Here is a 14,276-nt window from a genome sequence, read left to right as displayed (position 1 = left end):
GCTTGTCGAAGGGCCGTTCTTCTTGGCTTCGAGAAAGGACGGGGCTTCGACAAGCTCAGCCCGAACGGATTTTTGGAACCCGCCTCAAATATCCGCGTAGACATGGCGTTCGGCGCTGGCTCCCGGGTGCGTAACCGCACCCTTATAAGCAGGGCCGACATTCTGGGAATAGCGCCAGAGCGCGCCGGACTGGTAATCGTTGACCCGTGGCTGCCACTTGGCACGACGCTCGGCGAGCACCTCCTCGGGAACGTCGAGGTCGATCGTCCCGGCTTCGGCATTGATGCGAATGACGTCACCATCCTCGACCAGCGCAATCGGGCCACCATCGGCCGCTTCGGGGCCGACATGGCCGATGCAGAAGCCGCGCGTGCCACCCGAGAAGCGTCCGTCGGTGATCAGCGCGACCTTCTCGCCCAGCCCCTGGCCATAGAGCGCCGCGGTGGTCGAGAGCATCTCGCGCATCCCAGGGCCGCCCTTGGGGCCCTCGTAGCGGATGACGACGACGGTGCCTTCCTGGATCGCATTGGCCTCGACCGCGGCGAAGGCGTCCTCCTCGCGCTCGAACACCTGCGCAGTGCCGGTGAACTGGAGGCGGTGCATGCCTGCGACCTTGACGATCGCCCCCTCGGGCGCGAGCGAGCCGCGCAGACCAACCACGCCGCCGGTGGGCGTGATCGGCGTCTTGGCGTCATAGATTACCTTCTGGTCGGGGTTCCACGTCACCTGGTCGATATTCTCGCCCAGCGTCTTGCCGGTGACGGTCATGCAATCGAGGTGGAGCAGGCCTTCGGTCGCAAGCGTCTTCATCAGCATGTAGATGCCGCCGGCGTCGTGCATGTCGCGCGCGACATAGCGCCCGCCGGGTTTCAGGTCGGCGATATAGGGCGTGGTCTTGAAGATCTCAGCGACGTCGAACAGGTCGAAATCGATCCCGCACTCGTTGGCCATTGCCGGCAGATGGAGCGCGCCGTTGGTCGAGCCGCCGGTCGCGGCGACGATCCGCGCGGCGTTCACGAACGCCTCGCGCGTGCAGATGTCGCGGGGACGAAGGTTGCGCGCGACCAGCTCCATCACCTGACGGCCGGCAGCCACCGCAATCTCTTCACGCGATTTGTAAGGTGCTGGAGCCATGTTGCTATTAGGCAACGACAAACCGATCGCCTCGCCAACACAGGCCATCGTGTTCGCCGTATATTGCCCGCCGCACGCGCCATGGCCCGGGCACGCCGCCTTCTCGATCTCGGTCACCTCGGAAAGCGGGCATTTGCCGGCGGAGAAACGACCGACCGCCTCGAACACGTCGATCACGGTGAGGTCGCGGTCATGCCAGCGGCCAGGGAGGATCGAACCGCCATAGACGAAGATCGACGGCACGTTGAGGCGCAGCATCGCCATCATCATGCCCGGCAACGACTTGTCGCAGCCCGCGAAGGTGACCAGGGCGTCGTAGCAATGACCACGGACGCTGAGCTCGACCGAATCAGCGATGACTTCGCGGCTGGCGAGCGAGGACTTCATCCCCTGGTGGCCCATGGCGATGCCATCAGTGACGGTGATCGTGTTGAAGCGCCGCGGCAGTCCGCCCGCCTCGTGCACGCCGGCGCGACACCAGTCGGCCTGCTGGTCGAGCGTGGTGTTGCACGGCGCGCTATCGTTGCCCGCGGAGACGACGCCGACGAACGGCCGGGCGATCTCCTCCTCGGTGAGGCCCATGGCATAATAATAGCTGCGGTGCGGCGCGCTCTCCACGCCGACCGAGACGTGACGGCTGGGGAGCTTGGACTTGTCGAATCGTTGGGTCATGATGCGCAAGCCTATGTCGCGGACGACCCATTTGACGCAAGACTATTGCGCAAAGAATTTGCCAGTTCCGCCAGGGCCGTGCTCCATCGCGCGACGCCGGCGGGATGGCCGATCAGATCGTTGCGGATCTCCAGCGCCACCGAAGGGATGCCATTGCCCTCGGCATGGCGGTTGAGCGTCGCGTTGAGGAGCCGGCCCGAATAGGGCTCGTTGTCGCCGGTGAGGAAGCCCTGGGCGCGCAGGAAGTCGATCGCAGCGTGCGCGGCGCGGGTGTCGCGGTTATACAGTACGCCGACCTCCCAGAGGCGCGGCGTGCCGCCATGTTCGAGGCACGGCGTGAAGCTGTGGACCGAGAGGATCAGCCGCGGCCGCTGCGCACGGATACGGCGCGCGAGCAGGCGATGATAGGGCGCGTGGAAGCGGGCGATGCGCGCGGCGCGGTCGACCGTGTCGTTGCCGAGGATCGCATGGCCGTCGCTCCGATGCGGGATCAGCCCGACATGGTCGGGCTCGCGGTGGAGATCGATGACCAGCCGCGACACGGTGGCGAGGATCGCCGGCGCGTCGAGCGCTGCGGCGAGGCTGCGGGTCAGCGGCCCGGCGCCGATGTCGACCGCGATGTGCAAGTCGAGCAGTTCGGGCGCGATGCCGAGGTCGATATCGGGTGGCACCGCATTTGAGGCATGATCGCAAATCAGCAGAATATCCTGCTGTTTTCCTTCGAGTAGTTCGGCAACCTCGCTCATCGATAGGCCGGCTTGCGGCGCGCGCGGAACGCGGCGAGCCCCTCGGCGAATTCGGCGCCGCCGAACGCGTCTTCGAACGCCTGGCCGAGCCCCTCGCCGCCTGCGAGCGTCTGCTTGAGCAGGCGAACGGCCTGCGGAGCATTTTCAGCAATCGCAGCGGCGAGTGCGGCAGCCGTCTCCCCCGCCTTCTTCGCGCGCAGCTCGACCAGGCCGATGCGCTTGGCCTCGTCGGGGACGATGCGGTCGCCGGTGAATAGCAGGAGAGAGGCCATCCCCTTCCCTACCTGAGCCCTGAGCCGCGCGACATCCTGCTGCGGATAGCCGAGGCCGAGCCGCGCGGGCGTCGTCGCGAACTCGGCGCGGTCGCCGGCGATGCGGATGTCGGCGGCGAGGACCAGCGCAACCGCGGCCCCGAAGCAGCCGCCGTCGATCGCGGCGATCACCGGCATCGGCAGCGCGGCGAGCGCCTCGATCGCCGCGCGCATCGCGATGCGGAAAGCCGTGCGCAGCGCCGGATCGGCCTGGAGCGCCTCGAACTCGCGGACGTCTGCGCCAGCCGAGAAGATGCCCGGCACGTCGGACCTGAGGATCACGGCGCGGGCATCGCCGACCTCGCCCAGCGCGGCGGCAAGCGCGTTCCAGGCGGCGATCGGCAGCGCGTTCTTCGCCTCCGGGCGGGCCAGGGATAGCGTGGCGACCGGGCCGTCGCGCGTGAGGTGAATCATGCGACTGCTCTGCCCGATCGTGCCGCCGCTGTCACGACTTGCGGCAGCCGCCGAGGCCCGATAGCGCGCGGCGATGACTCGCATCGTCGGCCATGTCGCGGCGCTCCACCGCTATCCCGTCAAGTCGATGGCGGGCGAGCGGCTGCCGGTCGCCGAGATCGACTGGCAGGGAATCGAGGGCGATCGGCAATATGCGTTCGTGCGGAAAGCCAACGGCACGCGCTTTCCGTGGCTGACCGGCCGCGAAGTGCCCGCGATGCTGCTCCACCGCGCGACCTTCGCCGATCCGGCCCACCCTAGAACCTCGGCGGTGCTGGTCGAGACGCCCGACGGCACGGTGGTGCCGCTCCACGATCCGCTGCTCCATGGGCATCTCGAGACCGCGGCGGGCGAGGCGGTCGGACTGCTCCAGATCGCGCGCGGCATCTATGATGCGATGCCGATCTCGATCGTCACCACCGCGAGCCATGCCAGCGTCGAAGCGGCGCATGGCGATACGCTCGATCCGCGGCGCTTCCGGATCAACCTCAGGATCGAGAGCGACCTGCCGGTGAGCGACTGGCAGGGGCTGCGCCTCGCCTTCGGCACCGGCGAGGATGCCGCGGTGGTTCAGATGGCCGCCCCGATCCCGCGCTGTGTGCTGGTGACGATAGATCCCGACACCGGCGCCAAGGAGCCGCGGGTACTGCGCACGATCGCCCGGGAATTCGGGAACACCTATGGGGTCTATGCCAGCCCGTCCCGGCCCGGACTGATCCGCGAAGGCGATCCCGTGCGAGTGGTGGACTAGGTCCGGTGGCTCAGCCCAGCCCGTCGAGCGCCTTTTCGACGCCGTCCATCGTGAAGGGCTTGGAGAGGATCGGGCGGTCACGGAACGGCTCCGCGATACTGTCCCCGGCCCCGCCGGTAGCGAGGATGAACGGGATGCCGAGTTCGGCCAGCTTCGCGGCGATCGGCCAGCTCTGCTCGCCGCCGCGCAGGTTGACGTCTAGGATCGCGGCGTCGATTCCGCCCGCCTCGATCAGCGCCAACGCGCCCGCGACATCGTCGGCCGTCCCGGCTACCTCCCGGTCGAGCACGTCGAGAAAATCCTCGAGCATCATAGCGATCAAGGGTTCGTCCTCGACGATGAGGACACGGCGCAGTGTCGGCATAGTTGGGCATCTCGCAGGAAATGCCGGCTAGGCCAAGAGGTTATTTCGTAGCTAGAACGTCGCGGGCAGCCTCGGCAAGCTGCTGTACCGAAAAGGGTTTGGGCAGGAAGGCGACATTGTCGATATCGATCGATTTGCGCAGCTGCTCCTCGGCATAGCCCGACATGAACAGGATCGGCAGGTCGGGATAGCGCGCGCGGATCTGCCGCGCCATCGTCGGACCGTCCATTGAGGGCATCACCACGTCGCTGATCAGCAAATCGGGCTTGTCGATCTCGGCGATCTTCTCGAGCGCGACCTCGCCGTTCTCGGCAGTGACGACGGTATAGCCCTGGCGGGTGAGCGCCCGCTCGGCGACGGCGCGGACCATGTCCTCGTCCTCGACCAGCAGGATCGTCCCCGATCCCCAGAGATCGATCTGCTTGGGCTTGACCGGCGCCTTGGCAACCACCGCCTCGGGTGCGCTGTGGACGGGCAGATAGATGGTAAACTCGGCCCCGCCGCCGGGGATGTTGTCGGCGAAGATGAACCCGCCCGACTGCTTGATGATGCCGTAGACGGTCGAAAGGCCGAGGCCCGTCCCCTTCCCCACTTCCTTGGTGGTGAAGAACGGCTCCCAGATCTTGCCGAGGATGTCGGGCGGGATGCCGGTGCCCGTGTCGATGATGCGCAGCGCGGTATAGTCGCCGACGGGCAGGACGTCGTCGTCCATCTGGCGGACTTCGGCAGCCGCGACGCAGGACGTCGCAATGGTCAGCGTGCCGCCGCCATTGGGGTTGGCGGTGAGCATCGAATCGCGCGCGTTGACCGCGAGGTTGACCACAACCTGCTCGAGCTGGCCGGGATCGGCGCGCACGGGGCCGAGGTTGCGGCCGTGCTTGACTTCGAGGCGCACCGTCTCGCCGAGCAGGCGCTTGAGCAGGTTCGAAACCTCGGAGATGACGTCGGGGAGCTGGAGCACTTGCGGGCGGAGGGTCTGCTGGCGCGAGAAGGCGAGCAATTGGCGGGTCAGGCTGGCGGCGCGGTTCGAATTGGCGCGGATCTGCTGGATGTCGTCATAGTCGCTATCGCCGGGCGAGTGGCGCATCAGCATCAGGTCGCAATGGCCGATGATCGCAGTGAGGATGTTGTTGAAGTCGTGCGCGACGCCGCCGGCAAGCTGGCCGACCGCCTGCATCTTGGTCGCCTGGGCAATCTGGCGCTTGAGCTTGCCCTCCTCGCCCGAATCCCTGAGGCTGATCAGCACCGCGGCGTCGCCGAGCCCGCGCGCGCCGGCGATGGTGAGCGCGACCGGCTCCTCGGGCACGTCGTTGAAGCGGACCGTCATCTCGGCCGATTGCGCGGCGCCCCCGGCGAACCGGCGGACCGCGTCGGCGAGCGCGGCCTTGTCCTCGCGCACGACGAGGTCGATCGGATAGAGCGGCGGCGCGGCGGCGTTGATCCGCGCGGCGCGAACGAACGCATCGTTCATGCTGACGAACCGCCCGTCGCGATCGACCAGCGCGAGCCCCGAGGGCAGCATTGCGATCAGCGAGCGGACATGCGCCGAGGCGCTCGCCCCGATCGCCGGCGAGGGCAGGTTAAGATTCTCCTCGTCGAGCAGCGCGACGAGCATCGGCGTGTCGTCGCCGTCGAGGAAGGGAATCTGGAGGACGCGCAGCGGCGTGCCCTCGAGCCCCTCGCGCTCGAAGCGGACAAGGCCTGCCGAATCGGTGATCAGGAAGCGCGCGAAGTCGCGGCCCTCGGCAGGCGAGTCGGGGGATCCCATCGCGCGCGCCTTGAACACGCGGTTGGCCGAGCGGACGCGCCCTTCGGGCGTGACCATCACCGCCATGATGCCGGCGGCGGCGAGACGGTCTCCGGTATGGCCGTGGATCAGTGCCTCGACCTGTGCGGCGAGATCGAGCGCCTGGACGCCGACGAAGCGCCAGACCAGCGAATCCTCGCCCACCCGCGCGACATGCAACGAGACCGGGGCGCCATAGACCTGGATATTATCGACATGCGCCTCGCCCTCGCGCCACGCGTTGCGCGCGGCCGCGCCGAGATCGGCGACCGCGACGTCGCTGACCGGCAGGCTGGGCGGAGTCGGCCAGCCCGCAAACAGCATTTCGTAGCGCGGATTGGCGGTGACCAGCCGACCCGCGCGATCGGTAACCGCGAGCGCGTCCTCCGAAGTGGCGGCGAGCGCGTGCGCGACGGTCCAGTCGGTGCTGGACTCGACGGCTTGCTCTGCGTGCAGCAGCCGGCGTGCCGCGAGCAGCACCCCGCCGGCCAGAATGCCCGCCGCGGCAAAGCCGAGCGCGACGAGACGATCGTCGAGCGTGAACAGGATCAGCGCCGCCGCGGCGAGACCGGCAGCGCTCGCCGCGAACAGCGGCATCAGGCGCGTGAGGGCGGGAGTCGGCAGGGTCGCCATATGGCTAGCGATGTTCGGTACGAAGGCCGGGGTCAAGCGCTAGCGGAAATTCCTCCCCGAGCTTGTCTCGGGGAGGAATTCAGGGTCACCAGATCCGGACGCGACGTTCCGGGGTCAGATACAGCTTGTTGCCCGGTGCCGGCGCAAAGGCCGCGTACCAGGGGTCGAGGTTGCGCACGACCCAGGCGCGCTGTTCGGAGGGAGAGTGCGGATCGGTGAGCAGCCGCTGGCGCAGGTTCGCCTCGCGATAGTTGCGGCGCCAGACCTGCGCCCAGCCGAGATAGAAGCGCTGGTCGCCCGACGTGCCGTCGAGCACCGGTGCCGGCTCGCCGTTCAGCGAATATTTGTAGGCGTCATAGGCAACGGTGAGGCCCGCGAGATCGGCGACATTCTCGCCGAGCGTCAGCGCGCCCTTCACCTTTAGGCCAGGCAACGGCTCGTACTGGTCGTATTGCGCGACCAGCGCGTCGGTGCCCTTCTTGAACGCCGCGACGTCGGCAGGCGTCCACCAGTCGGTCAGGCGCCCCTCGGCGTTGTACTTGGCGCCCTGGTCGTCGAAATGGTGGCTGAGTTCGTGGCCGATCACTGCGCCGATGCCGCCATAGTTGACCGCCGGATCGGCATTGGGATCGAAGAAGGGCGGCTGTAGGATCGCGGCGGGGAAGACGATCTCGACCATGCCGAAATTGGCATAGGCGTTCACTTCCATCGGGGTCATCCCCCATTCCCAGCGGCGGATCGGGCTGCCGAGCTTCGAAATCCCGTCGTCATGCGCCCAATGATTGGCGCGGACATTGTTACCATAGGCGTCGCCTGCGGTGATCTGCAGGTTCGAATAATCGTGCCACTGGTCGGGATAGCCGATCTTGGGGGTGAAGGCGGCGAGCTTGGCATGCGCCTTGACCTTGGTCTCGGGCGCCATCCAGTCGAGCTTGTCGATCCGGCGGCCCATCGCGGCGATGACGTTCTTCACCAGCGCGTCGGCCGCGGCCTTGGTCGCCGGCGGGAAATATTTGGCGACATAGGCCTTGCTGACTTCGTCCGAGACCGCCCCGGTGGTGAACTCGACAGCGCGCTTCCAGCGGGCCTGCTGCTCGGGCGTGCCCGAGAGCGTGGTGCCGTAGAAAGCGAACTGCTCCTTGTCGAACGACGAGGGCAGCACGTCGGCGAAATTGTCGAGGCTGCGGACGAGCAGCTGGTCCTTGAGCACGCCGAGCGGCGTCGCCTGGACCTGCTTGGCGATCCCGGTCAGCGCGCTCGGCTGGGCGACGATCACGCTGTCGACATTGGCGCCGATGCCGGTGAAGAAACCCTTGAAGTCGAAGCCCGGCGCACGGCGGGTAAGCTGGGCGACGGTCATCTTGTTATAGGTCTTGTTGGCGTCGCGGCTGTCGACGCGGGTCCAGTGGACCTGGGCAATGCGCGTCTCGAACGCGACGATCGCCTTGGCGCGCGCGGCGGCATTGGACTCGCCGGCGAGCGTCAGGACGTTGGCGAGATGCTTCTCATACGCCGCCTTGGTCTCGGCGAGCTTGGCATCCTTCGAGAGGTAATAGTCGCGGTCGGGCATGCCGAGGCCGCCCTGGCCGAGGCTGAGCGCATAGATTTCGGGGTTCTTGTCGTCCTGGCCGACATAGCTGCCGAACAGATGACCGATGCCGTTGCGATCGGCCTGGGCATAGAGCGCGGCGAGACCCGACTTCGCCTTCAGGCCCTTGATCTGATCGAGCCAGGGCTGGATCGGCGCGAGGCCCTTGGCCTCGATCGCAGCGGTGTCGAGATACGTGGCATAGGCCGTGCCGATCTTCGAATTGGGATCGGCCTTGGCGGCTTCGAGGATCTCTTGGGTGCGCTGCTTCGACAGGTCGTCGATGACATTGAACGCGCCGAAGTTGGACTTGTCGGCCGGGATCGGCGTGCTCTTCGCCCAGGTGCCGTTGGCATAGCCGTAGAAATCGTCGCCGGCGGCGATCGACTTGTCCATGCCGGCCTCGTCGAAGCCGTACGTGCCGAGCTGCGGGCGGGGCGCATCGGCTGGGGCGACGGGGCCGACCGCGGCCTGCGACACGGTCGCGGTCTGGGCCGCGGCGGCTTCGGGCGGGGGAGTCTCGCCGCAGGTGCAGCCGGCGAGCAGCGCGGGGGCTGCGAGGAAGGTGGTAGCGAGGAGCGGAAGACGCATGGAAAGCGGCCCTTCGAATTTGGAAAGGCGCTGTAGTACTAGGCTGTTACGCCGCGTCAATCTGCCGTTCTGCGCGCTCGACCTGCCGCTTGCGCCATTTCCGCGTGATCCACAGCCGCCAGCCGAGCGCGGCGACGACATAGCCGAGAATCCCCCCGATAACTGAGCAGAGGAACATGCCGACCGCGGTGGGCAGCCCGACATCGGCCGCCAGCCAGTGCAGCCAGCCGCTGTCGGCGACCGCGGTGGTCGCCTCCGCCGGCGAAGTGCCGGTCAGGTGCAGCACCCACCCCCCGACCTTGTAGTAGAGGATGAACAGGAACGGGGTGGTGAAGGGATTGGTGAAGAACGTGGTCAGCGCCGCGGCGGGGACGTTGGCGCGCAGCGGCAGCGCGAGCACTGCCGAAGCCGGGATCTGGCCCATCGGGATCAGGATGCCGGTGAACATGCCGAGCGCGACGCCCCGTGGGATCGAGCGCCGCGTCATCCGCCACAACGACGAATGGAGGATGCGGTGCGCAACCGGCTTCAGCCACTTGTTTGACTCGAAGCTCTCGCGGGTCGGCAAATTGCGATCGACCCAGGCGCGGAAGCGCGGGCCCAGGCCTCGCTCAGCCACGATCGCGGAGGAGACGGCCTTGCTCGCGCTTCCAGTCCCGTTCCTTGATCGTCTCACGCTTGTCATGCGTCTTCTTGCCCTTCGCGAGCGCCAGCTCGACCTTTGCGCGCCCTCTTCCATTAAAATAGATGGAAAGCGGGACGAGCGTCATGCCTTCGCGCGCGACGGCACCGTGAAGCTTGTTTATTTCACGCTCATGAAGGAGCAATTTACGCGGCCGCTTCGGCTCGTGATTGTAGCGGTTGCCGTGGCTGAATTCGGGGATGTTGGCATTGACCAGCCACACCCCGTTCTCCTTCACCTCCGCATAGGCCTCGGCGATCGAGCCTTCGCCGAAGCGCAGCGACTTCACCTCGGTACCGGTCAGCGCCAGCCCGGCCTCGTAGACCGTATCGATGAAATATTCGAACCGCGCGCGCCGGTTCTCGGCGACGGTCTTTACTTTCTCGAAGGTAGCGGGACGCGGACGGGCCATGGGAAGTGGGCATGTAGGCGGCAGGCGCGCCGAAGGGAAGCCGTCGAGCGAGCCGCCGCGAGATAAAGGTCCGGCACACCCGCTCAGTTGTCGTAATAGAGCTCGACGCGCAGGTCGAAGGCGTTGAGCAGGCTCGCCTCGCCGCTCGCCATCGTCGTGCGGATCGCCTGGGCGAGATCGAGCAACCCGCCGGTGGTCTCATCGACCTCGCCCGTCGCGGCCTGGGTCTCATGATCGACGAGCTTCTGCCAAAGCTGGTCGACGAAATTGCCGCCCGCCGTGGTCGCGCCGCTCTTCACTTCGCCCTCGGGAATCTTGTCCGCGAGCTTGCCGATCAGCTTGTCGGTAACGATGTCGGTGAACTGGCGGACGAACGCCACCTTGGCCTCGGCGTCGCCCTTGGCGTTGGCGATGTAATCGGCGCCGGCCTGCTGCACCGAACCCATCACCGCGCCGAGCGTGCTGGCCGCATTTTCACGCACTTCGGGGGAAGCACCGGTGTCCCCGACCTGCACGGCGAGGCGCGTCATCTCGTTGGTCAGCGCTTCCTGCGACTGTTCGAGCCGGCCATAATCCTTGTCGAGCATCACCTGCCGGGTGAAGTCCTGGACGAGCCCGTGGTGGAAGTCGCCTGTATTGTCCATCCGCCAGTCGGTCTCGGAAAGCCGGGCGACATTGCGATCGAAATAGGTGCCGAGCTGGTCGAGCGCGGGGCCGCGATCGCCGCCCTCGTCGATCCCGCCGACATAGCCCTCGCCGCCCGAGCGCACGAGCCCGGCGAAGAGCTTGTCCTGCGCCGGCTGGTTGGCCGCGTTCTGCGTCGAGGAATTGAGCAGCCCGGAAAGCGCATGGAAGCCGTCGCGCTGGTACAGGTTGTTCCACTGCCCGCCGCCGACCGTGGTGGCCATCATCGCCTCGGTCAGCGTCATGTCGTCGCCCGCGACGGCGCCCTTTGCCTCGACGAGGGTGATCTCGGCGAGCACGGCATTGGCGGCCGAGTGGTTGCCCCCGGCGGCGGCCATGTTGGCGATGTCCGCGGCGGCGGTCAGCGTCTGCGGGCCGGTCTGATAGTCGTTGATGTCATAGCCCTGCGCACGCGCATCGGCGACGAGGCGGTGGCTTACCGATGCCAGCGCGGTCCCGTCGCGCACGTCGGCCAGCAACTGGCGCGCGCCGTGGCTGCCGGGCTCGGAGACCAGGCCGTAGAGATCGTTGGCATCGAGCCGGCCATCGGCAACGCCGCGGGCAATCCCGGCGGTCACTTCGGCGCGAAGCTCGGGAGTCGCCGGGCCGGACCAGGCAGTGCCGATGTCGTTGAGGCCGTGGAGCAGCTTGTCGGCCGTGCGCTCGTCGACCGAGCCGCAGAAAGTCGATTGACCGCCGGCCATCTGGACCACCGCGGCGAGATATTCGTCCTTCTGGTCTTGGGTGAGGTCGGTCCGCGCGAGCGTCTGCTCGATCTGGTAGGCGGCCTGTGCGCCGTCGGTCGGCTGGCCGAATTCGGTGGCGGCGACGGTCTGTTCGACCGCTTCCTTGACCTTGGGATCGCCGGCGATGCACGCCGGCGGCGCCGAATTGCTGATCGAACTGCCGCCCCCGGCGTCTGAAACTAGCATGGCCGCACTCCTTGTCTGGTGCGGCCAAATTAGGCGCGTGACATCGGCGCGCCATACTCGATGCGACTAGCCAAGCGACGAACGCCCCCTCCCCGCGAGCAGGAAGGGGGCATCCGGCCGGATCAGCGCATGCGGGTGCTGAACGAGACGCCGATGATGCGGGGGTCGTTATAGACCGCGGCCATATAGTTCTCGATCACGCCCTTGAGGTTCTTCTCGTTGGTGATGTTGCGGGCGAACGCGGCGATTTCCCAATCGCCGTTCGCACCTTCGAACCCGATCTTCAGACCGCCTTCGAAGTTGCCGTTCGCCGTGAACTCCTTGGTGTCGTAGAGTACGAAGCTCGTATAGCCCTGGAGGTTCCAGTCGGTGGAGACGAAGAACTTGCCGCCGCCATCGAGCGGGATGTCATAGCGCGCCGCAGCGTTGAGGTTGTACTCGGGCGCGTTGGGCAGGCGATTGCCGTCAATCCGGGCGAACGTGCCGCGGCCGGGGATGACCACCGTCGGATCCTTGACGGTGCAGACCACCGTGCCCCCAAGCACGCAGACCTGCGCGAGCGCCGCCGAATCCTGAATCTCGGTGTGGAGCCAGCTGCCGCCGAGCGAGAGCGCGAAATTCTCGACCGGGTGGAGATCGAGTTCGGCCTCGACGCCATATGCCTTGGCCTTGTCGGCATTGAGCAGCACGCCGTTGCCGTTCACGTCATTGGCGTTCAGCTGGATGTCGTCGACCGTGTAGTAGAAGCCGCTCAGGTTGAACCGCACGCGGTTGTCGAGCAGCGCACCCTTCACGCCGGCTTCCCACGACAGGATCGTCTCCGAATCCGCGGTGGTGAAGTCCGAGTTGAACACCGCCGAGCGGCCCTGGATCGTCGGGCCACGGAAGCCGCTGGCGACGCGGGCGTAGACGCTCACATCGTCGCTGAGCTTGTAGAGCGCGTTGACGTCCCAGCTCTCGCGGGTGTCGTCGAGCTCGACGTCGCGGCGGCCGGTATAGGTCACTGCCCCCGTGCCGGTGTCGGCGGTCTTGAGCAGGCGGGTACGCTTGGTGTCGTTGGTGACGCGTGCGCCGGCCGACAGGGTGAAGCGATCGGTCAGGTCATAGCTCACCTGGCCGAAACCGGCCCACGAGGTATTCGTGTTGCGCAGGCGCACCCAGTTGTTGGGGTTGCGGCTATTCGGGTTGGCGGGATCGAACGGCGCGGTGAGGAACACGCGGCGCTGGTAGAAATCGGTGATGTCGCGCGAGTCGAAATAATAGCCGCCGAACTGCCAGTTGAACCGGCCCGTGCCAGGGCTGGCGAGGCGCAGCTCCTGGCTGAACTGGTCGAGATCCTGGATGTTGCCCTGCGACTGGCCGTAGAAGGGCGTGCCCGCGAACAGCGAGGCGGCGCCGCCATCGGTGTCGCCACGGCTATAGCCCTTGGTGGTTTCCCAAGCCGAGATCGAGGTGAGCACCGCGCCACCGAAATCGTAGCTGATCCGGCCCGACGCGCCGTAGGTGTCATAGGCCTGCGGGTTGTTCATCGCCTCGTCGAGCGCGACCTGGCTGCGCGAAGCATTCTCGACGCTGTTCGAGCCCTTGATGAGCGCGCCGCGGTGGAAGATCGTCGAAGTGCCCTCATACCAGCGGCCATGGCCCGACAGGTCGACCGTCAGGCGGTCGCTGGGGGTGAAGCGAAGCTGGAGGCGCAGATTGCGGTCGTCGAAGCCGCCCATGACGTTGTAGCCGCCCTTGGTGCCGTCGAAGCTCGGGCCGGTATAGGTGTTGTCGACCCAGCCGTCGCGGTGCTGGTAGAGCCCCGAGACGCGGAACGAGAGCAGGTCGTCGACGATCGGGCCGCCGAAGCCGGCGTCGATGTTCGAGCTGCCATATTGGCCGACCGACAGCGCGGCGCGGCCCTGGAAGGTGTCGCTCGGGCGGATCGTGTCGAACTTGACGATGCCGGCGGTGGTGTTGCGGCCGAACAGCGAGCCCTGCGGGCCGCGCAGCACTTCGACGCGATCGAGGTCATAGACCGGGTTCGACTTGAGCACGACATGCTCGAGCACGACGTCATCCTGGATGATCGACACCGGCTGCGAGGCGCCGAGGTAGAAGTCGATATTGCCAAGGCCGCGGATGTAATAGCGCGGGAAGATGCGGCCGGTGGTCGTCTCGGCATAGAGGCCGGGGACGCGGCCGGCGAGCGCCAGCGTGTCGTCGCCGGCGGCCTGGAAGTCGCGGAGCGAATCGCCCTGGATCACGGCGACCGAGAGCGGCACGTCGACCAGGCGCTCTTCGCGACGCTGCGCGGTGACGACGATGTCGCCGTCAGCCTGCGCCTCGGCGACGGCGTCTTCCTGCGCGAAGGCGGTGCCGGCATAGAGCAGAGCGGCAATCGCCGCGCTCGAACGGAGGGCGCGGCGGGTAAATGCGGATTTCATCGGTTCCCCAATCTTGTTTTCTTGGTTCGCGGACGCACAACCCGGTCGCCCCGCAAGTGGTGTGCGGTACGACTGGCGCTCACGAACAGGGCGTCTTCCCTGAGCGGG

General features: G+C 66.9%; 11 protein-coding genes. 1 reads left to right on the top strand and 10 read right to left on the bottom strand.

What is annotated here, in order from left to right; genetic code table 11:
* Nucleotides 1–84: 84 nt before the first annotated feature.
* From ilvD to RZN05_RS05265, 3 genes are read right to left on the bottom strand one after another with little or no spacing between them, the layout of a single operon-like run.
* Nucleotides 85–1,806: a dihydroxy-acid dehydratase gene (gene ilvD, locus RZN05_RS05275; protein ID WP_317225572.1), complete on the bottom strand. Its 1,722-nt coding sequence runs from the start codon at nucleotides 1,804–1,806 to the stop codon at nucleotides 85–87.
* An 11-nt stretch (nucleotides 1,807–1,817) separates the two neighbouring features.
* Nucleotides 1,818–2,552 (bottom strand): N-formylglutamate amidohydrolase, encoded by a 735-nt coding sequence (locus RZN05_RS05270; protein WP_317225571.1) that lies wholly within the window; start codon nucleotides 2,550–2,552, stop codon nucleotides 1,818–1,820.
* Nucleotides 2,549–3,277: an enoyl-CoA hydratase/isomerase family protein gene (locus RZN05_RS05265; RefSeq protein ID WP_317225570.1), complete on the bottom strand. Its 729-nt coding sequence runs from the start codon at nucleotides 3,275–3,277 to the stop codon at nucleotides 2,549–2,551. The genes RZN05_RS05270 and RZN05_RS05265 overlap by 4 nt, the downstream gene beginning before the upstream one ends.
* 73 nt (nucleotides 3,278–3,350) lie before the next feature.
* On the opposite strand from RZN05_RS05265, the gene RZN05_RS05260 reads away from it, so the two are divergent.
* Nucleotides 3,351–4,067 (top strand): MOSC domain-containing protein, encoded by a 717-nt coding sequence (locus RZN05_RS05260; RefSeq protein WP_317225569.1) that lies wholly within the window; start codon nucleotides 3,351–3,353, stop codon nucleotides 4,065–4,067.
* A 10-nt stretch (nucleotides 4,068–4,077) separates the two neighbouring features.
* Here the strand turns inward: RZN05_RS05260 and RZN05_RS05255 are convergent, their stop codons facing one another.
* The 7 genes from RZN05_RS05255 to RZN05_RS05225 form a co-directional block, all read right to left on the bottom strand.
* On the bottom strand, nucleotides 4,078–4,431 hold the full coding sequence (locus RZN05_RS05255; RefSeq protein WP_317225568.1) for a response regulator: 354 nt from the start codon (nucleotides 4,429–4,431) through the stop codon (nucleotides 4,078–4,080).
* 40 nt (nucleotides 4,432–4,471) lie between these two features.
* Nucleotides 4,472–6,850 (bottom strand): response regulator, encoded by a 2,379-nt coding sequence (locus RZN05_RS05250; RefSeq protein WP_317225567.1) that lies wholly within the window; start codon nucleotides 6,848–6,850, stop codon nucleotides 4,472–4,474.
* 85 nt (nucleotides 6,851–6,935) lie between these two features.
* Nucleotides 6,936–9,029, bottom strand: a complete 2,094-nt coding sequence (locus RZN05_RS05245; RefSeq protein WP_317225566.1) for a M13 family metallopeptidase — start codon at nucleotides 9,027–9,029, stop codon at nucleotides 6,936–6,938.
* Nucleotides 9,030–9,075: 46 nt separating this feature from the next.
* Nucleotides 9,076–9,648 carry a DUF2062 domain-containing protein gene (locus RZN05_RS05240; protein ID WP_317225565.1) on the bottom strand — a complete coding sequence of 191 codons (573 nt, stop codon included), beginning with the start codon at nucleotides 9,646–9,648 and terminating at the stop codon, nucleotides 9,076–9,078.
* On the bottom strand, nucleotides 9,641–10,123 hold the full coding sequence (smpB, locus tag RZN05_RS05235; protein ID WP_317225564.1) for an SsrA-binding protein SmpB: 483 nt from the start codon (nucleotides 10,121–10,123) through the stop codon (nucleotides 9,641–9,643). Before smpB ends, RZN05_RS05240 begins: the two co-directional genes overlap by 8 nt.
* An 83-nt stretch (nucleotides 10,124–10,206) precedes the next feature.
* Nucleotides 10,207–11,739, bottom strand: a complete 1,533-nt coding sequence (locus RZN05_RS05230) for a hypothetical protein (RefSeq protein WP_317225563.1) — start codon at nucleotides 11,737–11,739, stop codon at nucleotides 10,207–10,209.
* 122 nt (nucleotides 11,740–11,861) lie between these two features.
* Nucleotides 11,862–14,168 carry a TonB-dependent receptor gene (locus tag RZN05_RS05225; RefSeq protein WP_317225562.1) on the bottom strand — a complete coding sequence of 769 codons (2,307 nt, stop codon included), beginning with the start codon at nucleotides 14,166–14,168 and terminating at the stop codon, nucleotides 11,862–11,864.
* Nucleotides 14,169–14,276 lie beyond the last annotated feature (108 nt).

Source organism: Sphingomonas sp. HF-S4 (genome assembly GCF_032911445.1).
Taxonomy (GTDB): domain Bacteria; phylum Pseudomonadota; class Alphaproteobacteria; order Sphingomonadales; family Sphingomonadaceae; genus Sphingomonas; species Sphingomonas agrestis.
Note: the sequence above shows the minus strand (reverse complement) of the source record. Positions and strands in the feature narration are given on the sequence as shown.

What these genes read in the sequence shown, in the direction of transcription:
- ilvD (WP_317225572.1), bottom strand. Translation starts at nt 1,806, where the DNA reads ATGACCCAACGATTCGACAAGTCCAAGCTCCCCAGCCGTCACGTCTCG.
- RZN05_RS05270 (WP_317225571.1), bottom strand. Translation starts at nt 2,552, where the DNA reads ATGAGCGAGGTTGCCGAACTACTCGAAGGAAAACAGCAGGATATTCTG.
- RZN05_RS05265 (WP_317225570.1), bottom strand. Translation starts at nt 3,277, where the DNA reads ATGATTCACCTCACGCGCGACGGCCCGGTCGCCACGCTATCCCTGGCC.
- RZN05_RS05260 (WP_317225569.1), top strand. Translation starts at nt 3,351, where the DNA reads ATGACTCGCATCGTCGGCCATGTCGCGGCGCTCCACCGCTATCCCGTC.
- RZN05_RS05255 (WP_317225568.1), bottom strand. Translation starts at nt 4,431, where the DNA reads ATGCCGACACTGCGCCGTGTCCTCATCGTCGAGGACGAACCCTTGATC.
- RZN05_RS05250 (WP_317225567.1), bottom strand. Translation starts at nt 6,850, where the DNA reads ATGGCGACCCTGCCGACTCCCGCCCTCACGCGCCTGATGCCGCTGTTC.
- RZN05_RS05245 (WP_317225566.1), bottom strand. Translation starts at nt 9,029, where the DNA reads ATGCGTCTTCCGCTCCTCGCTACCACCTTCCTCGCAGCCCCCGCGCTG.
- smpB (WP_317225564.1), bottom strand. Translation starts at nt 10,123, where the DNA reads ATGGCCCGTCCGCGTCCCGCTACCTTCGAGAAAGTAAAGACCGTCGCC.
- RZN05_RS05230 (WP_317225563.1), bottom strand. Translation starts at nt 11,739, where the DNA reads ATGCTAGTTTCAGACGCCGGGGGCGGCAGTTCGATCAGCAATTCGGCG.
- RZN05_RS05225 (WP_317225562.1), bottom strand. Translation starts at nt 14,168, where the DNA reads ATGAAATCCGCATTTACCCGCCGCGCCCTCCGTTCGAGCGCGGCGATT.